The sequence below is a fragment of the Paenibacillus gansuensis genome, from assembly GCF_042684925.1.
GTDB lineage: Bacteria > Bacillota > Bacilli > Paenibacillales > DY6 > Paenibacillus_N > Paenibacillus_N gansuensis.
Map to the genome: position 1 here is coordinate 463,948 of NZ_JBHUME010000007.1, position 21,784 is coordinate 485,731.

The window sequence follows — 21,784 nt, forward strand, 5'->3', positions numbered from 1 at the left end:
TTGGTGTTCAGATATAGTAGAAACGCTATGAACGGGAGTAGTACGGTTCGAACGGGTACAGAGAGCTGCGGGAAGGTGCGACGCAGCCGATGGACGGCCGGAACTCGCCCGGGAGCGGAAATCGGGAACGTACGGGTGTGGGCAATTGTGCTGCTGATACCTGTGAGCGACCGGCTTACGGCTGCCCCCGTTACAGGGCGTGCGGGAGACTGCCGTGCGCAGGCAGTCTCCCGCAGCGGAGCGGGCTCCTTAGGGGCCAAGTTGAGTGGTACCGCGGCAGGTTGATAAAGCCTGTCGTCTCTTCAAACGAGACGGCAGGTTTTTTGTTGTTCCCATTCGAAAGGAGAGAATCCACATGTCCCCATTCATGAGAAACATTCGAATTTTCGATACCACGCTGAGAGATGGAGAGCAGGCGCCCGGCGCGACGCTTTCCCCGGAGCAGAAAATCGTTATTGCAGGCCAGTTGGTGAAACTTGGAGTCGATATCATTGAACCGGGCTTCCCGGTCTCGAGTCCAGGGGAATTTGCAGCAGTTCAGGCCATCTCAAGAGCTTACCCGCAGGTTGAAATCTGCGGCTTTGCCCGGGCGGTGCGGGGGGATATTGACGCAGCCGTGCAAGCGACGCGCGATGCGGAACGAAGGAGGCTGCACCTTTTTATTTCCTCTTCGGACATCCATTTGAATCATCAGCTGCGGAAAAGCAGGGAAGAAGTCGCCGCTATCGCGCGTGAAATGGTCGCTTATGCGAAGCAGTATGTAGAGGAGATCGAATTTACTCCGATGGATGCTACCCGCAGCGGAATCGACTTTGTGGTGGAAATGGTGGAAGCGGTCATTGCGGAAGGCGCGACGATCATTAATCTGCCCGACACGGTAGGGTACGCGCTGCCGGAGGAATACGGGAACCTGTTCCGCAGTGTGCGCTCGCAGGCCAGGGGAGGGGAGCGGGTTCAATACAGCGCCCATTGCCATAACGATTTAGGGCTGGCGGTTGCCAACAGCCTGGCTGCGGTTGCTGCTGGCGCTACTCAGGTGGAAGTCACGGTCGGCGGCATCGGAGAACGCACGGGGAACTGCGCTCTGGAAGAGCTGGTCATGGCGCTGGATACCAGGCAGTCTGCGATCGGGGCGAAGACGGGAATCCGCCCGGAAGAAATTTACGAAACCTCGCGGATGGTGAGCCGGGCCATGCATTTCCCGATTGCTTATAATAAGCCTATTGTGGGGAGAAATGCCTTCCAGCATGAGTCGGGCATACATCAGGACGGTTTGATTAAGAACCGGAGCACCTATGAAATCATGGACCCGGAGAAGCTCGGTATCTCGCGGAGTATGATCATATTGGGGAAACATTCCGGCAGGCACGCGATCAAGCACCGGGCGGCGGAGTACGGGGTTGAGCTTGCAGGACCCGAGCTGGAAAAGGTGTACGAGGAATTCAAAAAAACAGCGGACCGCCAGAAAATCGTTACTGATGATCAGCTGCTTCAGATGATCGGGGAGACGCTGGAGCAGCCTCAAGAGGCGTATAAGCTGATCGACATGCAGGTGGTAGCCGGCAGCCAGCGGGCCAGGGTCGCCTCCGTCACTTTGCTGGACCGGAAGCAGGGGAAGGAGGTTTCCTGCTCGGCCATCGGCGGGGGTCCGGTAGAAGCTGCGATACGCTGCATTTCCCAGGCGATCCCTTATGCAATCGAATTTGAGGACCTGGAGCTGCACTCGATGTCTTCAGGGGAACAAGCGCACGGCGAGGCTGTGGTCACGGTTTCGCATGGGGGCAAAACATTCCGCGGGACATCCATGGAGCAGGACATCGTACTGGCTGCGGCCCAGGCATACGTGTCGGCTTGCAATCAGGCAGTGTTTGCGGCGGAGAAAGGGGACCGGATCCTGCATGCTTGAGGAGGTTCACTGCATAAACGATCCTGCTTAACGAAATCCAATACATCCGAACGATCGATGGGTGAGTGAACCAAGCAAAAAAGCTGTCAAACCAAGGATCTTGGCTGACAGCTTTTTTCTTGCGCTGGTTTACGCGTTTTCCTTCTCTTTTTCCTCGATCATCTCCAGCACCTTCAGGAACCCTTCCGGTGATTGGGCCCCGGAGAAGCTGTACTTGTTGTTAAAGATGAAGAACGGTACGCCTGTAATGCCGATTTGCGAAGCATGGTTCAGGTCTTCCTCTACCTCGTTCATGCCGGCTCCATCTTCCATCTGCTTGCGCAGTGCGTCGATATAGCCCATTCCGGTTTCCTTGGCCAGTTCCAGCAGAACATCCAACTTTCCGATATCCCTTCCATCCTCAAAATAAGCCTTATAAATCCCGTCGATCAGAGGCAGCTTGTATTCTTCCGGCGCCAATGCGATCAGCTGATGGGAACGCAGGGTATTCGGCATGTATTCAATGCGGTCCATATTAAAATCAATACTGCACGCTTTGCCTGCTTCACAAGTGTGGGCAATGACTTGGCCGAGCCGCTCTTCGCCGCCCATTTTGGCAGTCATCACCTCTTTGAAATTCCGTCCCTCCTGAGGAGTAGTCGGATCCAGCTGAAACGCATGCCAGCGCACACTATAGGGTTCTTTATGAGTTTCACTCCAGCGGTCCATGGCCTCCAGCAGGTTCTTTTTGCCGATGCGGCACCACGGGCAGACCGTGTCCTGATATACGTCAATAATCAATCCGGGTTCCTCCTTAGACTTTCATTTCCTTATGTAAATAGTATGAACCATTTTACACCCGGGAACAAGTTTTGAATCCGGCTTCCGGCCAAGCGTGAAGGCAGTTCATGATTCTACCAAGATGCAGCCCTATCGTTTTGTGGTAAAATAGTAGAAAGATAGAGGAGGTCGGCCATGTCATTACAATTCATTTTAGGGCGTGCGGGCAGCGGCAAAACGCGGAGCATGATGGACCAGATCCGGGATAAACTGCGCAGCGAAGCGGACGGTTCCCCCATGGTGCTTTTGGTGCCCGAACAGGCCACATTTCAGGCGGAGCATGAGCTGGTTCAGACCCCCGGTCTGGAAGGGATCATCCGCGTTCAGGCACTTAGCTTCCGCAGGCTTGCGTTCCGAGTCATGCAGGAAGTCGGGCGTTCCACTTTACTACATATCGACGATACCGGCAAAAAAATGCTCCTTCACAAGATCATCCGCAGGCGAGCCAAAGAACTGAAGGTGTTTGCCAAAGGCAGCGGACAGACGGGGTTCATTGACCGGGTTAACGATTTATATAACGAGTTCAAAAGATACCGGATTGACGGGAGCGGGCTCGCTTCTCACCTCGAGGAAAACCGGGGTGCATTCCGTAAAGAGCGGATGCTGCAGGACAAGCTGCACGATCTGCTCTTAATTTATCATGATTTCGAGCTGGAGCTGGGCAGGCATCACATCGACTCGGAGGATTTCTTGGCCATTCTGACCGAGCAGGCGGGAGACTCTGAGTTTCTGGGCGAGGCGGAATTCTGGGTAGATGGATTCCACGGGTTTACGCCGCAGGAATTCGCTGTTTTGGACCAGCTTATGCGGCATGCCAGGAAGGTCACGATTGCGCTGACACTGGATCAGCCTTATGGAACGGGACAGAAACCGCATGAGCTGGATTTGTTTCATCCAACTGCGTCGACCATGATCCGCTTAATGGAAATCGCCGAGGCAGGAGCTGTAGAGGTGGAGAAACACATTGTTCTCGAAACTTCGCCGCCGCCCCGTTACGAGCGCAGTCCGATGCTGGCTCATCTCGAGCGGGCGTTTGACCGAAGATCGCCTTATCAAGGGCCCTCGCCCATTGATCCGGAGCTGAACTTGTACTCAGCTGTCCACCGGCGCGCCGAGGTAGAGGGAGCCGCCCGGGAGATGCTGCGTTTGACCCGGGAGAAAGGCGTCCGATGGCGTGAAATGGCGGTGCTGGTGCGCAACCTCGCGGACTACGAGGAACTGCTTGCAACGACACTCTCGGATCATGAGATTCCTCATTTCTTCGACCAAAAGCGAACCGTTCTGCACCATCCGCTCACGGAACTGATCCGCTCCGCACTGGAAGTGGTGAACGGGTACTGGCGCTACGACGCTGTCTTCCGCTGTGTAAAGACAGGGCTGCTGCCGGCTTACGCGGAGACGTCTCCATCCCCGTTCGCCATCCATGTAGAAGACGAGCCGTTCCGTGAGCAGGATATCACCCGGAGGCATCTCGACGAACTCGAGAACTATGTGCTCGCGTTCGGCATACAAGGCGGCCGCTGGACGGACGAGCGGCCTTGGGCCTACAAGCTTCACCGCTCGCTCGAAGACGAGCCTGCGGCGCCGACCGGGCGCGAAAGCGCGGAGCTCGCGCGCATTGATACGGTGCGGCGCGCGGTGGCCGCGCCGCTTGCCGCCTTCGAGCGCGAGCTGAAAGCGGCGGCCGATGCCCGCGGCATGGCCGAAGCGCTGTACGCGCTGCTCACGCGGCTGGGCGCCGCGGAGCGGCTTGAGCGCTGGAGCGATGACGCGGTGGCCGCCGGCCGGCCGGCAAAGGCGCGGGAGCACCGCCAGTTGTGGGGTGCGGTGCTCGACGTACTGGACCAGATCGTGGAGACGATGGGGGAAGACAAACTGACAGTCGAGCAGTTTGCCGGCATCGTGGAGACGGGGCTGGAAAGTATCCGCTTAAGCCTGGTGCCGCCGACATTGGATCAGGTGCTTATCGGAAGTATGGATCGGACGAGATCGGGCCGGGTTCGGCACATTTTCATATTGGGCGTTAATGACGGCGTGGTACCGGCAAGAATGTCCGAAGACGGCGTGATCTCCGAGGAAGAACGGGAGAAGCTCGCGGACACCGGCATCGTGCTGGCTCCAGGAGCTCGCCGGCGTATGCTCGATGAGCGCTTTATTATTTATACAGCGATGACTGCAGCCTGCGACAGGCTGTGGGTCAGCTATCCGCTCGCGGACGAAGAAGGCCGCACATTGCTGCCATCGGAGCTGATCCGGCGCTTGAAACACCTGTTTCCAGGATTAAAGGAACGGCTGCTCATGGGCGATCCTGGCGGAGAGACGGAGACGGCAAGGCAGCTGGACTATATTTCACATCCGGAACGGGCGCTGTCTTATTTGATCGCACAATTGAGGGAGTGGAAGAAGGGCACGGCCATCGAGCCGGTCTGGTGGGATGTCTACAACTGGTTCGCGTCGCGGCCTGAATGGAAAGACAAGCTCCGGACACTGCTGCGTGCCTTGTTCTACGCGAATGAGGCCGAACGGCTGACGGAAGGGACCAGCAGACGGCTCTACGGCACTCATTTGAAGGCCAGCGTATCCCGGATGGAACGGTTTATGGCTTGTCCTTTCAACCATTTCATGTCCTATGGACTGCGACTGCAGGAACGCCGGATCTATCGGCTGGAAGCGCCGGATATAGGCCAGCTGTTCCATGCGGCCTTAAGCATGATTGCCCAAAACCTGATGTCTAAGAAAGAGAGTTGGGGGCAGCTGACCGCCGAACAGTGCCGTAAGCAGGCGGATGAGGCGGTGGATGTGCTGGCTCCAAGGCTGCAGAGCGAGATCTTGCTTAGTTCCAAGCGTTTCGCATATATTTCCGCGAAGCTTAAAGAAATTGTCGGACGTGCCTCGGTCGTATTGGGTGAGCATGCCCGCCGGGGATCGTTTGAACCGTTGAGGCTGGAGATGGACTTTGGGCCGAACGCGGAAGTGCCTCCGTTATCGTTCCGGCTGGAGAACGGCTGTACGATGGAAATCATCGGACGGATTGACCGGGTCGACAGCGCCGAGAGCGAGAAAGGGCTCCTTATCCGCGTCATTGACTATAAATCAAGCCAGACGGCATTGCGCCTGGAAGAGGTGTATTACGGGCTGGCACTGCAGCTGTTAACCTATTTGGATGTGTTGATCACCCATGCCGAAACCTGGCTGGGAAGGCCGGCAATGCCGGCCGGCGCATTGTACTTTCATGTACATAATCCGCTGCTGCAGGTCAGCGCGGCCATATCACCTCAGGAAGCGGAAGAGAGGCTGTTCAAACGGTTCAAAATGCGGGGACTTGTGCTAGCCGATCAGGAAACGGTGCGGTTAATGGATAACACGCTGGAGAAAGGCCACTCCTCTTTATTGCCTTTGGCCATCAAGGCAGACGGCCAGTTCTATAGTTCATCTTCTGTGATGACAGGGGAGCAGTGGGATGTGCTGCGCAAAGCGGTCAGAGGAACGATCCGGGAAATCGGAACCGAGATTACCGGCGGTACGGTCGCGATACATCCTTACAGGTTTGGGCAAAAGACACCTTGTACCTTCTGCTCTTATAAACCGGTCTGCCAGTTCGATCAGCTGATCGAGGGGAACGGCTATCAAAGTTTAACCAAGCAGGGCAAAGACCAGTTATGGGCGCTGCTGCATGAGAAAGGGGCTGCGGAAACTTGACCGACAAACATATTGATATCCAGGTATCCCATACGATACCGCCCAAGCCCCCGGGCAGCACATGGACCGACGATCAATGGAGCGCGGTAGTCCAAGGCGGACAAAACGTACTCGTTGCCGCTGCCGCAGGCTCAGGCAAAACTGCTGTACTGGTAGAGCGGATTATCCGCAAAATCGCCGACCCGGTTTCGCCGGTGGATGCAGACCGGATGCTGGTGGCTACCTTTACGAAAGCTGCAGCTGCGGAAATGAAGGAACGGATCCGCGAGGCGCTCGAAGAAGAGCTGGTGAAGCAGCCGGACTCTGAACATTTGCGGCGGCAGCTGGCACTGTTGAACCGGGCGTCGATCACAACGCTTCATTCCTTCTGTATGGAAGTGATCCAAAAGTACTTCCAGCTTGTTCCGCTAGACCCGGGCTTCCGCATCGCAAACGAGACCGAGGCGGAGCTGATGAGGCAGGATGTGCTGGAAGAACAGGTCGAGGAGCTGTATGAGACCGGGGGGTCGGAAGGCCGGTTCTGGCGCCTTGCCGAAAGTTTCGGCGGGGAACGGAGCGACGATGTCCTTTTTAACCTGATCCAGAACTTATATGATTTTTCGCGAAGCCATCCTTGGCCGGACGAGTGGCTGATCAGCACCGCCGAAGCCTTTCAGGTGACTTCCGTGGAGGACTTGGAGAAGAGCGAATGGTACCGTGCCATCGCAAAGGATGTACAGCTGGAACTAAGCGGTACGGCTCATTCTCTTCGGAGCGCCCTGGTGCTGACCGAGCTGCCGGGAGGACCTAAGCCGTATGCAGCCACCCTGAACGAAGATTTGGCCTTGGTGGAATATTTGCTGGAAGTAACCGGAACCCACAGCTGGGAACATTTATATCACGCGTTTCAAGGCTCCGGCTTCGGTAAACTGAAGCCCTGCAAGGGCGACGAAGTGGACAAGGCTTTGCAGGAGCAGGTAAAAGGGTTGAGGGAGCAGGCAAAGAAGCAGCTTTATGCAATCAAAGACGAGCTGTTTGAGCGCGAACCTGAAAGCTATGTAGCGGAATTGGCGGCTCTGGCTCCTCTGATGCAGGAGCTGGTTCGGATCGTCATAGACTTTGGCCGCAGGTACGCGGAGGCAAAGACCTCCAAAGGACTGGTCGATTTTGCGGATCTGGAGCATTTTTGCCTGAAAATATTGCGAAGTGAAGACTCCTCCCCGGAACGGCTGGAGCCCTCAGCGGCGGCGGAGGAGTACCGGGAAAGGTTCGTGGAAGTGCTCCTCGATGAATACCAGGACACGAACATGGTCCAGGAAGCGATTGTGGAGCTCATCTCCAAACCCGAGCCGGGCAACCGGTTCATGGTGGGCGACGTGAAACAGAGTATTTACCGTTTCCGGTTGGCTGAACCCGGGCTGTTTTTGGCGAAATATAAAGCCTATGCTGCAGGCGGTGACGGGCTCAGGATTGACTTGGCACGGAATTTCCGCAGCCGGCAGGAGATTGTGGACGGAGTCAATTACATTTTCAGGCAGCTGATGAATGAAAATGTTGCCGAAATTGCTTATGACCAGCGGGCCGAGCTGGTGTGCGGCGCGTCCTACCCGACCGGAGAGGTTGCGGGGCATCAGGATTATGCCATAGATGTACTGTTGTATGACCGGAGCGGAACGGAACTTGGCGGCGAGGAAGAGGACGCCTCCCATTTCGAGGATTCTTCTGAAGATGCCGAGGAAGGTACGGAGGCGCAGGGGACCGATCCGGCGCTGCAAGATTTGAAGGAGCTGGAGACGGCGCAGCTGGAAGCAGAACTGATTGTGCAGCAAGTGAACCGATTACTGGGCAGAGACGGCATCAGCAAACCGTTCCGGGTGTATGACAAACGGACGAAAGACATGCGGGACGTAACGTTCCGGGACATGGTCATTTTGCTTAGAGCTACGCAAGCTTGGGCGCCCGTTATGATGGAGCGGCTGCGTGCGGCCGGTATACCGGCTTATGCCGAGCTGAGCACCGGGTATTTTCAGGCAACGGAAGTGGAAGTCGTCCTGTCTTTGCTCAAAATCGTGGATAACCCGTTTCAAGATATCCCGCTTGCCGGGGCACTGCGTTCACCGCTTTTCGGTTTTACGGCTGAGGAGCTTGCGCTGATCAGGATCGAAGGCAGAGACGGCGCGGCGGGAAGCAGTTATTATGATGCCATCCTCGCGTGCTTGGACATGCCGGACTGGAATCCGGACATTACGGGCAGGCTCAGGCTGTTTCACATTCAGCTGGAAGCATGGAGGGATGAAGCGCGCCAAGGTTCCTTAGCCGATCTGATATGGCGGATCTACCGTGAGACCGGATATTACGATCTGGTCGGCGGCATGCCCGGAGGAAACCAGCGGCAGGCGAATTTAAGAGCGCTCTATGACCGTGCCAGACAGTACGAAGCAACCTCTTTCCGCGGTTTGTTCCGGTTTCTCCGGTTTATCGACAGAATGCAGGACAGCGGCGGCGATTTAGGTGCGGCCAGGGCGCTCGGAGAACAAGAAGATGTGGTCCGCATCATGTCGATTCACAAAAGTAAAGGGCTGGAATTCCCGGTTGTCTTCTTGGCGGGATTATCAAAAGCCTTTAACCAGTCGGATCTCAAAAGCAATTTCCTGCTTCACAAACAGCTGGGATTCGGGCCGAAATACGTGGACACCGCACTCCGTTTAAGCTATCCTACCCTGCCGAGCCTTGCAATCAAGCGCAGCATGCGGATGGAGATGCTGGCGGAAGAGATGCGTGTGCTGTATGTGGCCTTGACCCGCCCGAAAGAGAAATTGTATTTGATCGGCACCGTTCGGAATATGGAGAAGCAGTTGGACAAATGGAGCTCCGCTCTGGAGACGGACGGCTGGTCGCTGCCTGAGCCGATGCTCGCCAAGGCACGCTGTTATTTGGATTGGATCGGCCCCGCTTTGCTGAGACACAAGGCTGCTCATGCTTTGAAAAGAGAAGCAGGACTCACGCTGCGGATTGCGGACGTTATGGCGGAGGAACCGTCCAGTTGGTCGCTTCATGTCATGAGCGGCGGCTGGATGGCGATGCAGGAGGCGGCCGCAGGGTCCGAACACGATACGGAGCGGGAAACACTGGTGCCTCTGCTGCAGATTGCAGAAGCGGTTGAATTAAGCGGTTCGAAACAGGCGGAAATCCAAAGACGGCTGGAGTGGGACTACCGGTTTCAGGAAGCTCAAGGCTACTTTACGAAAACTACGGTAACCGAGTTGAAGAGACTGAGGGAATGGATGCCTTCAGATGAAACCGGCGAGTCGATTCCGATCGGCCCTTCCGCAGCAGCGGGCACGGCATCCCGCAGTTCATGGATCCGCAGGCCGAGGTTCATGGAGGAACGGAAGCTGACGCCTGCGGAACGGGGCATCGCGTACCATGCTGTTATGCAGCAGCTGCCGGTACGTCCCGGGACCGGACGGGAAGAAGTGGAGCTAGCCATCCGGACGATGGTTGAGCGGGAGCAGCTGACTGCAGAACAAAGCGAAGCGGTGGATGCGGATGTTATTGCCGGCTTCCTGTCCTCCGAATTAGGCATACGCATGCTTTCGAGCCCGCGTGTGCAGCGTGAAGTTCCGTTCAGCTGCGGCCTGCCGGCAGCAAGGGTGTATCCCGATGCGGCAGGGACGGATTCTGCAGAGGAAACGATTCTGATCCAAGGGGTTATTGACTGTGTGTTTGAAACCGGCGACGGAGGGCTTGTGATGGTAGATTACAAGACCGACCGGACCTCGGGCGGCAGTCTCGCAGAGGCTTCTGAGCGTTACAGGCTTCAGGTTGAGCTCTATTCGGAATCGGTTGAGCGAATCTGGAAGCGTCCGGTGACGGAAGCGTATTTATTTTTCTTTGATGGGGCTCATGTTGTCAAAATGGATACTTCATCGAATAAGGAAGAGGCTGCGGCCCAAGAGATAGATTACTAGAGTAGGAGGAAACATCATGCGGATTCTGCATACGGCTGACTGGCACTTGGGGCGCATGCTGGAAGGGCGGGGCCGGCTGGAGGAACAGGCGTCTTTTCTTGACGAGCTGGTAGAGCTGGTTCGCGCCCAGCGGATCGATATGGTCATGATAGCAGGAGACATCTATGATTCGGTGAACCCGCCGGCGATGGCGGAGCAGCTGTTCTACGATGCGGTTTCCAGGCTTTCCGAAGGCGGTACGAGACCGGTGCTCGTGATTGCAGGCAACCACGATAACCCTGACCGGCTTGCTGCGGCAGGACCTTTGGCTAACGAGCGCGGCATTACGCTGGTCGGTTTGCCGATGGACGGCGTCCTGAGCGTTCCTGTCCGGCGCACAGGGGAAACAGCAAACGTGTTCGCACTGCCGTATCCTTCGGAGTCAAGGCTCCGTGAGCTGCTTACGGCGAGCACGGACGAAGAGGTGCTGCGGAGGGCATACACCGAGCGCGTCGCCCATCTAGTGGACCGGCAATCGGGGTATTTTGGCAAGGATACCGTGAACCTGCTCATGAGTCATTTATATGTGCTTGGCGGTGCAGAGACGGAGTCGGAACGTCCTATTCAGGTAGGCGGTGCCTATACGGTGGATACGAAAGCGCTGCTGGCCGAGGGGCTTCAGTATGTGGCGCTAGGGCATTTGCACAGGCCTCAAACGTTGAAAGCGGATGTGCCCGTCAGGTACAGCGGATCACCTCTGGCTTACAGTTTCTCTGAAGCGGGGCAAGCCAAGTCGGTAACGGTCGTGGAGCTTGCTCCAGGTCAGCCGGCGCTGGTGGAGGAAGTGTTCTTAACCAGCGGAAGGCCGCTCGTGAGGTGGAGGGCGCAGGGCGGAATCGGGCAGGTATACCAGTGGTTGGACGAAGGAAGGGATGCGTCAGCCTGGATCGATCTGGAACTGCATATGACGGAAGCTTTATCGATGGAACAGATTCAAGTGCTGCGGAAGCAGCATGGCGGGATCGTCAATATCAGGGTCATTTATCCTGAGATGGAGCAAAACGCCGGAGCCGCTGCCAGAGAACAGCTGCCGATAGACGAGATGTTCCGCCGTTTTTACATGAAACAGACTGGCGGTGCGGAACCGGATGAAGAGATGATCAGACTGTTTCTGGAACTGCTGGATCCTGACGCAGCCGGCGGGGATCCGCAAGAAGAAAGGGGGCATGCCTGATGAGGCCGGTCCATTTGAAACTTTCGGGGCTTCAGAGTTACCGGGAAGCGCAGGAGATCGATTTTACCGCTTTGACCGAAGCCGGTGTCTTCGGGATATTCGGGCCTACCGGCAGCGGCAAATCCTCGATTCTTGATGCGATTACACTGGCGTTATACGGGAAGGTAGAGCGGGCTCCGCTGGGGACGCAGGGCATTATGAACCAGTTCGAGCAGGCGCTGACCGTCGCTTTTACCTTTGAACTGTCCGGGGCTTCAGGGAAAAAACGGTATAGGGTGGAGCGGCAATATAAGCGTACGGGGGATGTTTCCGTAAGCAACACGGTATGCCGGTTTGTGCATGTTCTCCCTGAGGGCGAGCAGGTCGCGGCGGACAAGCAGGCTGATGTGAACCAGTGTGTCGAGGAGCTGATCGGCCTCTCAATGCAAGATTTCACGAGAGCCGTTGTTCTGCCTCAAGGGAAGTTTGCCGAGTTTCTTTCGTTAAAAGGCGGGGACCGCAGGCAGATGCTTCAGAGACTGTTCCATCTGGAAGCGTACGGTGATGTGCTGAACGGGCGTCTCAGCCACCGGGCGAAGCAGACGAATCTGGAGTTGAAGCAGACGGAAGCGGAGCAGCAGGGATTGGGAGAAGCATCGGCGGAGGCGTTGAAAGAAGCGGAATTTCGGTTGAAACAGGCTGTCGAGACCGCTGCTGTCCAGAGGAAGCGGCTGGAGGAATGCAGACAGGCCTATGAGCGGCTGAAGATGTTGAGGGAACGGCAGCAGGAGCAGCAGAATGTATTGAACCAGCTTGCAGTGTTGGAAGCCGCCGAACCCGAGCTGGCCGGGAAAGAGCGTAAGCTCGTTATGCATGCATCGGCGGACCGGATCCTGCCCGTACTGACGGAGTGGCTGTCTGCAAAGGCTGCTCTGGAGCAGGCGTCGTTGCAGCTTGTCGAAGCCAACCGGGCGAAGGAGCGGGCGTTTGCTCTGCATGAACAAGCGAAGCTTGCATCGGAACAGGCCCAGCAGGCTTTAGCCGGACAAGAGGGCGAACTGCTGCTCCGGTTGAATCAACTGAAGCAGGCGAAAGAGCTGCAGAACGAGATGGATCAGCTGCGTAAGGAGACGGAGGAGCTTACTGCTCGCCAGCAGGTCTCCCGTACCCGCCTTGCTGAGTTGGAGAAGAGTTTGGCGAAGGAGCGCGCTATGCTGGACAAGGCCTATAAGCGGCAGGGCGAGCTGCAGGAAGCTTTGAAGGCTGTGGAGGTGCGGCCCGAGGATCGCCGCCGGCTCCAGCTGGCCGCGCAGCGCCGCCAAGAGCTGCTCAGCCTGCGCAAGCAGCAGGCTGCCGCAGCTGAGGAGGCGGCGCGCAAAGCGGCCGCGCTCGGCGCGCTGCAGCAGGCGGAAGCCGCGCTGCTGCGCGAAGAGCAGGCATGCGAGGCCGTCTTCACCGGCCTCGCTGCCGAGCTGGCCGCCGCCGGCATCGCAGCCGATGCCGGCGCGGCGGAGCTCCAGCTGCTGCTGGCGGCTGTGCCGCAGCAGCTGGAGCAGGCGCAAGCCGCCGACCGTTCCCGGTCGGCGGCAGCGCTGGCCGCGCAGCTGGCGGCGCATCTGCACGACGGCACACCGTGCCCGGTGTGCGGATCGTCGGTGCACCCGCAGCCGGCGAGGGAGAGCGGGGCGGCGCCGGAAGAGGGCGCCGCGCAGCAGCTGCAGCAGCTGCTGGACCGCGTGCGCGGCCTGGTGCCCGAGGCGAAGCAGCTGAGGCTGCTTCACACCGGGCTGGCCGCGCAGCTCGCGGAGCTGCTGCCGCAGGCGGCGTACGAGGCCGCCGCAGCATCGTCCCTTCAGCTTTCACCGGCTTCCGAGGCCTTTGACGTACCTGACCTTCCAACCCTGGCATCACGTACAGACCGGTTGGAAAAGCTGCTTCAGCAGCATTTAAGGGAGGCTTCGGAGCTGTCCGGCCGCCAGCGCACAGCAATGCAGACAGCTGAAGCAGCCAGAAGAAAAAGGCATACACAGGAAGCGGAGCAAAAAGCACTCCGTGCGGTGGTCGAAGAAGCAGAACGCAAACACACAGGCCTTGCCAAGGATGTTGCCGATTCGCAGCAAATTTGGACCGTTGATTTCCCTGAACTGACAGAAGAGGAGGCGCTTGCTTCCATCGAGAAACTGGCAGAGCAGGACAAGCAGGCTCAAGCTATCCGGGAGTCGCTGGAGAAAAGTGTGCCATTCATCGAAAACACTCGTACGGCAATTGAACAGCATCAAGCCGCCGCTGCCGCTTGCGACAAAGACACGGCGCAGATAGATGCCGTGTTGAGCGGGAAACAGCAGCTCCTTCAGGAGAAGGGGGAGCGATTGGTGGAATGGACGGCGGGTCAGCCTGTCGATACGCTTTTATCCGAAGCTTCATCGCGTTTGGAGCAGCTGAGAAAGCAGGGGGCTCTCACCAAGGAAGAACTGGAGAAGACGGCTGCTGCGCTTCAGGAAGCGTCTAATTTATGGAACAGGCGGTCCCAGTCCGAGGAATCCGCTGAGACCCATAAGCAGAAGTGCTATGGGCATTGGGCCGCTGCCGTGGAAACCTCGCCTTTCAGAACGGCCGATGAAGTTCGCGAAGCTGCGCTGCCGGAAGAAACAGTTACCGCCTGGACGGAGGAAATTCGCCTCCACCGGGAGAGGCAGCATGCTTTGCGGGGCCAGCTGGAACATATCAGCGCGGCACTTTCGGGAGACCCTGTGACGACCGAGCAGTGGGAAGAAGCTGTGATGAAGCGGAATGAAGCGCAAGAAGCGGATGAAAAGGCGGTCCGCGAGCGGGCCAAAGCAGAACGGGACTTGGAGGAAATGCTCCGCCGCCATGAGAAATGGAAAGGGCTTGAACAGCGCCGGAACGAACTGCAAAGCTTACATAACCGCCTGCAGTCGCTGCAAAGCGTATTCAGGGGAAATGCGTTTGTTGAGTATATCGCCGAAGAACAGCTGATCCAAGTGAGCCGGGCCGCTTCCGAAAGGCTGGGCTTCCTGACAAGGCAGCGTTACGCCTTAGAAGTGGATTCGTCCGGAGGATTCGTGATTCGGGACGATGCGAACGGAGGGCTGCGGCGCCCCGTTTCTACCCTTTCAGGGGGAGAAACGTTCCTTACCTCGCTGGCACTGGCATTAGCCTTGTCCGGCCAAATTCAATTAAGAGGCCAGTTCCCTCTGGAGTTTTTCTTCCTGGACGAAGGGTTCGGGACGTTGGACCAGGACCTGCTCGACACCGTCATTTCGTCTCTTGAAAAGCTCCATACGGATCAATTATCCGTCGGAGTCATCAGCCACGTCCCGGAGCTTCGGGCGAGGCTGCCGCGCAAGCTGATCGTAACGCCCGCAGAGCCTTCGGGCAAAGGAAGCCGGATTCATACCGAAACTTTATAAAGGTTATATCCAGCCAAAAGAGGCTGTCACTAAAGGTAATTAAACCTTCAGGACAGCCTCTTTTCATCTTTCATCTTTCAGCTCTCGGCTTTCATCTTTCATCTTTCATCTTTGCTGCAGATCACTGTTTTATCATTCTGACGCTTTATCCGCTTTGCGCCAGCGTATTGCTTACATCCAGCCATTCCTGAAGCATCTTTTGCGGCATCGGCTTTCCGAAGTAATAGCCTTGCGCTTCATCGCATTTCTTGTCCTGCAGAAACCAATATTGTTCGGCTGTTTCCACGCCTTCGCCCGTCACGTGCAGGTTCAATGTTTTTGCCAATACGATAATGGCGGTTACGATAGCGGAATCATCGCTGCTTTCGTGTATGCCGCTGATGAAGGAACGGTCGATTTTCAGCCCGTCGATCGGGAATTTCTTCAAATAGCTGAGAGAAGAATAACCCGTGCCGAAATCGTCGATGACCAATTTCAGGCCCATATCCTTCAACTGATGGAGGATCACAATGGCGTTGTTGACGTCCTGCATCGCTGCTGTTTCTGTTACTTCCAGCTCCAATAGAGAGGGATCCAAGCCTGTTTCTTTCAACACTTTCCGGATGGAGTCCGTCAAGTTGGCATAACCGAATTGGCGAGGGGACAGGTTCACGCTGACGCCCATACGCGGATAACCTTCATCCAACCAGCGTTTCAACTGGCGGCAGGCGATTTTCAGCACTTGTTCTCCAATCGGAATAATTAACCCTGTCTCTTCTGCAAGCGGAATGAATTCGTCAGGAGGTATGATTCCCTGTTCGGGATGGATCCAGCGGACGAGCGCTTCAAGACAGATGGTTTTGCCGGTTGTTGTGTCCACTCTGGGCTGGTAATACACTACGAACTCATTGCGTTCGACCGCATGGCGGAGCATCGTCTCCATCGTCACCCGTTCAAACCGTTCCGAAGAAGCGGGGTGCGTATAGTAGCGGACATTGTTCCGTCCGTCTTTCTTGGCGGCGTACAGAGCGCTGTCGGCATTTTTCATGATCGTATCGGCATTTTGCCCGTCTTGGGGAAAAAGCGCGATCCCAATGCTGGACGTAGCGAAAATCTCCTTTCCTTCCACCACGACAGACGCATTCAAAGCTTCGGACATCCGCTCGGCGGCACGGCCGGCTTCTTCACTGCCTCCGTTCATTAACACCGCGAACTCATCCCCGCCCATCCGGGCCAGCGTTGCTCCATTCGGAAGCTTGGTCCGAAGTCGTTCGGCCACCGTTTTCAGCAGGCTGTCTCCTGCTACATGCCCCATCGTATCGTTAATGTATTTGAACTGGTCCAAGTCGAGAAAGAAAACAGCCAGCCCTTTGTCCTTGTTCGCATTTCCCCGAATCGCATCGTCCAGCTTCTCCCGGAACGCCACGCGGTTAGGAAGCAGTGTCAGCGCGTCGTAATGGGCAATCCGGTCCAGATGATCCGTCATTTTGCTTACGAAAATCAGGAACAGGACCATGCCCATGCAGATAAGGAACGTTTCAACAGTAAGGAACGGTCTGTCCTGCGTATAGGCAAACAGTCCCAAATTGACGAATGCGAGCGTAGAGAAGATCAATGCCGCTCTTAAACCAATCTCCACGGCATAAAAAGCAAGAAGCAGAAGCACCAGCCATGTTGGGGAAAAGCCGGCATTCCACGAAGGAACGGCAAAGATTCCCCCGATAAGGACCGTGTCTACGGCCATGTACCACCACACGGAACCGGACAATAGATGATTCTGCAGATCCTTGGTAACGGCAAACCTCCAAAGTAGAACAAGAGTCCAAAGGCTTGAAATCAAAATAAAAACAATCAATACAGGTTGTTGGCCTTCCAGCAGATACAGGAGGGACAAAATCAGCGGCAGAAGCGCATGTCCGAGCGAAAAGAAGGCTGCATTATTATTTGAATTCACTTGTCACCTCGATAGAATGTTGCGCGAAATTTGTAAATTATGGTCGAATCTTTTCCAGTATATAATAAAATGAGTCTTTTCTACTATATTTAATTTTTCATTGGCAAAATATTTTGTCCCGAGTAGCCATTTGCCTATGGGTGAATATCATGAAGATAAACGTTACATGGAGGCGTAAACTTGGATACTAAAGACGTAAAAATGCATTGTATGTCGGTAATGCACCGTTATGTGGCCCTGCAGACGAAAGACGGATCGGTTTATGACGGAATTATGGCCGAAGTGGATGAGGATAATGTATATCTTGCCGTACCTGCACAGGCAGAGGCGCAGTCGGCAGTCCCAGGCCCTGTCATGATGCCTTCTCCGGATACGAGGGCATTTTTCCCCTTCGGCTCACCGGGAATCCGGCCTCCATTTTATCCATCGCCTTATTACCCTGGTTATCCGTATTACGGTTATCCATACGGGTATCCGTACGGGTATCCTTACCGGCGGCGTTTCAACCGTCTCGGACTCCCGTTGGCCGCATTGGCGGGCCTGTCTTTGCTGCCATATTTTTGACCGGCGACAGAAGCACGAATGAGCCCCCGGATCTCCGGGGGATTTCTTTGCTCCCGTATTGGACTGGCCCTCCTAAAGTTTGGTATGATGGTTGGGAGAAGAAATCAAGAGAGGAGGATATATAATGGATTGTATCTTCTGCAAAATAGTTGAGGGAATGATCCCTTCCGCCAAGGTGTTCGAAAACGACCGCATTCTGGCTTTCCGCGATATTTCGCCTGCGGCGCCTACGCACGTTCTTATCATTCCGAAGAAGCATATTGCAACTATGAACGATGTTCAACCGGAGGATTTGCAGCTGATCGGAGAGATTCATCAGGCAGCCCAGCAGATCGCCAAAGAAGAGGGGATTTCGGAAAGCGGCTACCGGTTAATTAACAACTGCGGCAAAGACAGCGGCCAGCTTGTATACCATATCCATTATCATCTGGTCGGCGGCAGGAATTTAGGTCCGCTGCTTGCGTAATATGTTATGATAAGAGAGTATAAGATGATTGTTTTAAGGCGATACTGGCATGCGTAAGTTCTGTACATAAAAAGTATGGCGGCTAGGTTGACACTCCCTTTCGTTATCACTTATAATGTAGTTTGATAAACCGTGTTGTTCGTCTTGGACGGTCTGTTCGGAGGGAGGGAAAACTGGTGTCTGAAACTAAAGTTCGCAAGAATGAAACCATTGATGCTGCACTTCGCCGCTTTAAGCGTTCCATCGCTAAAGACGGTGTGCTTGCAGAGGTTAAGAAGCGTAAACATTATGAGAAGCCAAGTGTTAAGCGCAAGAAGAAATCTGAGGCTGCTCGTAAGAGAAAGTTTTAGGAGGATTTAATCAGCAATGAGCTTAAGCGAACGATTGAACGACGATATGAAGCAAGCGATGAGGGACCAAGACAAGTTTAAACTCTCCGTTATTCGAATGATCCGCTCGGCGGTTAAGAATCTTGAAATAGATTTAAAGAGATCGCTCGACGACAACGAAGTGCTTGATATCCTTGCTCGTGAGATCAAACAGCGTAAAGATTCCCTCCAAGAGTTTGAGAAAGCGGGACGAGATGACCTCGCCTCCCAAGTTAAAGCAGAAATTGAAATTATCGGCCAATACCTTCCGCAGCAGCTGACAGAAGAAGAGATCAAAGTGATTGTACAGCAGACCATCCAGGAAGTCGGTGCTTCTTCGAAAGCTGATATGGGGAAAGTCATGAGCGCATTAATGCCTAAAACCAAAGGGCGTGCTGACGGCAAGCTAGTAAATCAAGCCGTTCAGCAGTTTCTGCAATAATATAGAAGAGCACTCCAGCAATGGAGTGCTTTTTGTATGCGCTGAGAAAACTTTTACATAATATTGAAGAAGGTATGAAACGCTGCATCACATCGTATCGTACACATAGGTATTGCTGAAATGGCGGAAAGACACGAGGGGGTGATTCTTACTATGAAAACCAGGCAGTGGAAAGCTCTTGCCACGGGACGGGGCAGTTTGCTTGCCGTGTTATTGTTTCTTGCATTGTGTTTCCTGCCGATGGCCGCTGCAGCCGAAAGCCCGAAGGCGGACACCGCGGATGATCGGAACGTGTCAGCAGCGTGGTTGAGTGCTTCAGGGACGGATTCCAAGGAGGCGGAGCAGTCATTAGCTGAGAAAGTCGCCGCTTGGGTTACGCATCCGGCCGTCATGACGCTTTTATTTGTTATTGGTCTCGCCGGAATCGCCATTGAGCTTCTTGTACCGGGGTTCGGGTATCCGGGTATCCTTGGAACGGCCTCATTTGCTTTATACTTCTTCGGGCATTATATTGCCGGTTTTGCGGGGGTGGAAGAAGTGGTACTGTTTATCGCGGGAATTGTGCTGCTTGCCTCAGAAATTTTTGTGCCAAGTTTCGGTATTCTAGGTATTCTTGGCATCGTCAGTTTGATCAGCGGCGTAGTACTTGCGGCTCAAGATTCAGGCAATGCCGCAGTTTCGCTTGGTATTGCCGCGGTCATTGCTTTGATCATTACGGCCGTCTTCGTCCGGTATTTCCGGCACCGCGGTGTTTGGCACAAATTTATTCTGAAAGATGAGTTGAAAACTTCCGAAGGATATGTACCTGCGGCCGCAAAGACAGGACTGCTGCACCAGACGGGCACGAGCCTTACTCCCCTTAGACCTGCGGGTACGATTCAAGTTGGAGGCCAACGGGTGGATGTCGTTACCGAAGGTGAGTTTATTGCTGCGGGCAAGCCGGTCCGAATTATGAAGATCGAAGGTTCCCGGGTCGTTGTACGGGAAACCGATAAGTAACCATTTTGGAGGAATGTATATGGATCCGACAGTGCAAATCATGTTCATTATAGCGGTCGTTGTCATCGTTTTAGCTGTATTTTTAAGTCTTTTCCCGATTATGCTGTGGATTTCCGCATTGGCATCCGGCGTACCCGTAAGCATTATAACGCTGGTCGCTATGAGGCTCCGCCGCGTTATACCAAGCAGGATCGTTAACCCTCTGATTAAAGCGAGAAAAGCAGGTTTAGGCTTGACTATTAACCAGCTGGAAAGCCACTATTTGGCCGGAGGGAATGTGGACCGTGTCGTTAACGCGCTGATTGCTGCGGAACGCGCCAATATTATGCTTGTTTTTGAACGGGCCGCAGCCATCGATCTGGCCGGCCGTGATGTTCTGCTTGCCGTTCAAATGAGCGTAAACCCGCGTGTAATTGAAACGCCGATCGTTGCTGCCGTAGCTAAAGACGGGATCGAAGTGAAAGTAAAAGCCAGAGTAACCGTTAGGGCAAACATCGAACGGCTTGTCGGCGGTGCCGGTGAAGAAACGATTATTGCCCGTGTAGGCGAGGGGATCGTTACTACGGTCGGCTCAAGCAATTCCCACAAAGATGTATTGGAAAATCCGGACATGATTTCACGTACCGTGCTGGGCAAGGGCTTGGATGCCGGAACGGCTTTTGAAATCCTGTCTATAGATATTGCCGATGTAGATGTGGGAAAAAATATCGGTGCCCACCTGCAGACAGAACAAGCGGAAGCGGACAAACGGATTGCCCAGGCCAAAGCGGAAGAACGCCGTGCGATGGCTGTAGCGCAGGAGCAGGAAATGAAAGCAAGAGTAGTTGAAATGAAAGCTAAGGTGGTTGAGTCCGAATCTCAAGTTCCGCTGGCTATGGCGGATGCCTTGAAGAACGGGAAACTGGGCGTCATGGATTACATGAACCTGCGCAACATTGAGTCCGACACCCAGATGAGATCTTCGCTGGGACGGATGTCGGATCCGGGGAATGAACGTAAAGAGTAGATACGAGGTGATCCGGAAGTGAGAACGTTATTGGCATTGCTGCTGGAAAACATCGTGATCGTCATAGCCATCGGAGGCTTTCTTCTCTCCTTTTTTAGCAAATTCATATCCCAAGGTTTATCGGGAAGAAAACCGGATGCTCCGGCAGGGCGGCAAAGCGGGCGTGCCGACCGGCCCGTAAACAGGATGCCGTCCTTTGGAGGAGACGCCGGCGGATGGGCACCGCGCAGTCCGGAGAGTACGGGCAGTCCATTCTCCAAGCCTGACGATGCTCCGAAGAAGGAAGGCGCTTCAGCCTCATTCGAGGAGCTGAACTCTTCCGTTTCAACTCTATCCAGGCAAGCAGAGGAGGGAGAAACGCTGGAATATCGTTATGAGCCGGAAGTTTCGTCTAACTCCCTTACAGAAGAACCGCGCCATAATCCGCTTCAGCATGACCTGCATACGGACAGGAAATCATTGGCGCAGGGATTGATTTGGGCGGAGATTCTCGGACCTCCTCGTGCGAAACAACCGTACGTACGTAAATTTCCTAAATAACAAAATGCAGTAAAGCAGCTGGCGTCCTCCGGGGATGCCAGCTGCTTCTTTTTTTCTGTAATTTCGCCTTAACGGCGGCGCTAACCGGATGACCTTGCGTGGAGAAGTACTTCTCATAAATTCCTGATCCGACACATATTTATTAAAGTACGGGAGGGGGCTGTCGCTCATGCGCCGCATAAATCGCAGGCTGCGTAAATTCACCGCAAACGTTCTAGATCTTCCGCAAGATGTTATCTTCGATCTGCCGAGAGTTACGTTGATTGGGAATATGCAGCTTTATATCGAGAACCATCGTGGCGTAAGTGAGTTTACAAGTGAGATGCTTCGCCTTTCGCTGAGTAAAGGAGCTATGGAGATCTACGGGAAGAATCTCGTGATCAGGGCCATTTTGACAGAAGAGATTTTCATAGAAGGGGAAGTTTCGGGCGTAAAGTATTTGCCCTGACAAGCCCGTCTGTTGTACATA

15 protein-coding genes and 1 other annotated feature are annotated in these 21,784 nt (G+C 54.9%); of the genes, 13 read left to right on the forward strand and 2 right to left on the reverse strand.

The annotated features are described in order from the left end of the window. Window positions 1–18: 18 nt before the first annotated feature. Window positions 19–305: a binding site (T-box leader), on the forward strand. A gap of 50 nt (window positions 306–355) precedes the next feature. After that, entirely contained in the window at window positions 356–1,906 is a 1,551-nt protein-coding gene (locus ACFSUF_RS09890; protein ID WP_377602504.1) for a 2-isopropylmalate synthase, read from the forward strand. A gap of 129 nt (window positions 1,907–2,035) precedes the next feature. Here ACFSUF_RS09890 and ACFSUF_RS09895 read toward each other — a convergent pair whose 3' ends face one another. Then, window positions 2,036–2,686, reverse strand: coding sequence for a DsbA family oxidoreductase (locus ACFSUF_RS09895; protein ID WP_377602506.1), 651 nt, complete (start codon window positions 2,684–2,686; stop codon window positions 2,036–2,038). A gap of 174 nt (window positions 2,687–2,860) precedes the next feature. Between ACFSUF_RS09895 and addB the strand changes: the two genes are divergently transcribed. The 4 genes from addB to ACFSUF_RS09915 are packed head-to-tail and all read left to right on the forward strand — an operon-like array spanning window position 2,861 to window position 14,997. Continuing rightward, complete coding sequence (gene addB, locus ACFSUF_RS09900) at window positions 2,861–6,424, forward strand: helicase-exonuclease AddAB subunit AddB (protein WP_377602508.1); 3,564 nt, start codon at window positions 2,861–2,863, stop codon at window positions 6,422–6,424. Next, on the forward strand, window positions 6,421–10,374 hold the full coding sequence (gene addA, locus ACFSUF_RS09905; RefSeq protein WP_377602510.1) for a helicase-exonuclease AddAB subunit AddA: 3,954 nt from the start codon (window positions 6,421–6,423) through the stop codon (window positions 10,372–10,374). Before addB ends, addA begins: the two co-directional genes overlap by 4 nt. Window positions 10,375–10,390: 16 nt before the next feature. Then, window positions 10,391–11,587, forward strand: coding sequence for a metallophosphoesterase family protein (locus ACFSUF_RS09910; protein WP_377602511.1), 1,197 nt, complete (start codon window positions 10,391–10,393; stop codon window positions 11,585–11,587). Continuing rightward, entirely contained in the window at window positions 11,587–14,997 is a 3,411-nt protein-coding gene (locus ACFSUF_RS09915; RefSeq protein ID WP_377602513.1) for an AAA family ATPase, read from the forward strand. Before ACFSUF_RS09910 ends, ACFSUF_RS09915 begins: the two co-directional genes overlap by 1 nt. Window positions 14,998–15,142: 145 nt before the next feature. Here the strand turns inward: ACFSUF_RS09915 and ACFSUF_RS09920 are convergent, their stop codons facing one another. Further along, window positions 15,143–16,930, reverse strand: a complete 1,788-nt coding sequence (locus ACFSUF_RS09920; protein WP_377602515.1) for a putative bifunctional diguanylate cyclase/phosphodiesterase — start codon at window positions 16,928–16,930, stop codon at window positions 15,143–15,145. Between the two features lie 180 nt (window positions 16,931–17,110). Here ACFSUF_RS09920 and ACFSUF_RS09925 point away from each other — a divergent pair, with 180 nt between their 5' ends. The 8 genes from ACFSUF_RS09925 to yqfC all read left to right on the forward strand — a co-directional run bounded on the left by ACFSUF_RS09925 (window position 17,111) and on the right by yqfC (window position 21,763). Further along, window positions 17,111–17,494: a hypothetical protein gene (locus tag ACFSUF_RS09925; protein ID WP_377602516.1), complete on the forward strand. Its 384-nt coding sequence runs from the start codon at window positions 17,111–17,113 to the stop codon at window positions 17,492–17,494. A gap of 124 nt (window positions 17,495–17,618) precedes the next feature. Beyond that, the gene (locus ACFSUF_RS09930; RefSeq protein WP_377602518.1) at window positions 17,619–17,960 is read left to right on the forward strand and encodes a histidine triad nucleotide-binding protein; all 342 of its coding nucleotides are present in this window, start codon (window positions 17,619–17,621) and stop codon (window positions 17,958–17,960) included. 176 nt (window positions 17,961–18,136) lie between these two features. Continuing rightward, complete coding sequence (gene rpsU / locus ACFSUF_RS09935; protein ID WP_005547957.1) at window positions 18,137–18,310, forward strand: 30S ribosomal protein S21; 174 nt, start codon at window positions 18,137–18,139, stop codon at window positions 18,308–18,310. A gap of 16 nt (window positions 18,311–18,326) precedes the next feature. Continuing rightward, on the forward strand, window positions 18,327–18,770 hold the full coding sequence (locus ACFSUF_RS09940; RefSeq protein ID WP_377602520.1) for a GatB/YqeY domain-containing protein: 444 nt from the start codon (window positions 18,327–18,329) through the stop codon (window positions 18,768–18,770). Window positions 18,771–18,923: 153 nt separating this feature from the next. After that, on the forward strand, window positions 18,924–19,769 hold the full coding sequence (locus ACFSUF_RS09945) for an NfeD family protein (protein WP_377602522.1): 846 nt from the start codon (window positions 18,924–18,926) through the stop codon (window positions 19,767–19,769). 19 nt (window positions 19,770–19,788) lie between these two features. Then, window positions 19,789–20,775, forward strand: a complete 987-nt coding sequence (gene floA / locus ACFSUF_RS09950; protein ID WP_377602523.1) for a flotillin-like protein FloA — start codon at window positions 19,789–19,791, stop codon at window positions 20,773–20,775. A gap of 18 nt (window positions 20,776–20,793) precedes the next feature. After that, complete coding sequence (locus ACFSUF_RS09955; RefSeq protein WP_377602524.1) at window positions 20,794–21,315, forward strand: hypothetical protein; 522 nt, start codon at window positions 20,794–20,796, stop codon at window positions 21,313–21,315. 169 nt (window positions 21,316–21,484) lie between these two features. Next, entirely contained in the window at window positions 21,485–21,763 is a 279-nt protein-coding gene (yqfC, locus tag ACFSUF_RS09960; RefSeq protein WP_377602525.1) for a sporulation protein YqfC, read from the forward strand. Window positions 21,764–21,784: the final 21 nt, after the last annotated feature.

Bases quoted from the DNA above. Each gene is read 5' to 3' on its own strand.
- ACFSUF_RS09890 (WP_377602504.1), top strand. From the start codon at position 356: ATGTCCCCATTCATGAGAAACATTCGAATTTTCGATACCACGCTGAGA.
- addB (WP_377602508.1), top strand. From the start codon at position 2,861: ATGTCATTACAATTCATTTTAGGGCGTGCGGGCAGCGGCAAAACGCGG.
- ACFSUF_RS09910 (WP_377602511.1), top strand. From the start codon at position 10,391: ATGCGGATTCTGCATACGGCTGACTGGCACTTGGGGCGCATGCTGGAA.
- ACFSUF_RS09915 (WP_377602513.1), top strand. From the start codon at position 11,587: ATGAGGCCGGTCCATTTGAAACTTTCGGGGCTTCAGAGTTACCGGGAA.
- ACFSUF_RS09930 (WP_377602518.1), top strand. From the start codon at position 17,619: ATGGATTGTATCTTCTGCAAAATAGTTGAGGGAATGATCCCTTCCGCC.
- ACFSUF_RS09940 (WP_377602520.1), top strand. From the start codon at position 18,327: ATGAGCTTAAGCGAACGATTGAACGACGATATGAAGCAAGCGATGAGG.
- ACFSUF_RS09945 (WP_377602522.1), top strand. From the start codon at position 18,924: ATGAAAACCAGGCAGTGGAAAGCTCTTGCCACGGGACGGGGCAGTTTG.
- floA (WP_377602523.1), top strand. From the start codon at position 19,789: ATGGATCCGACAGTGCAAATCATGTTCATTATAGCGGTCGTTGTCATC.
- yqfC (WP_377602525.1), top strand. From the start codon at position 21,485: ATGCGCCGCATAAATCGCAGGCTGCGTAAATTCACCGCAAACGTTCTA.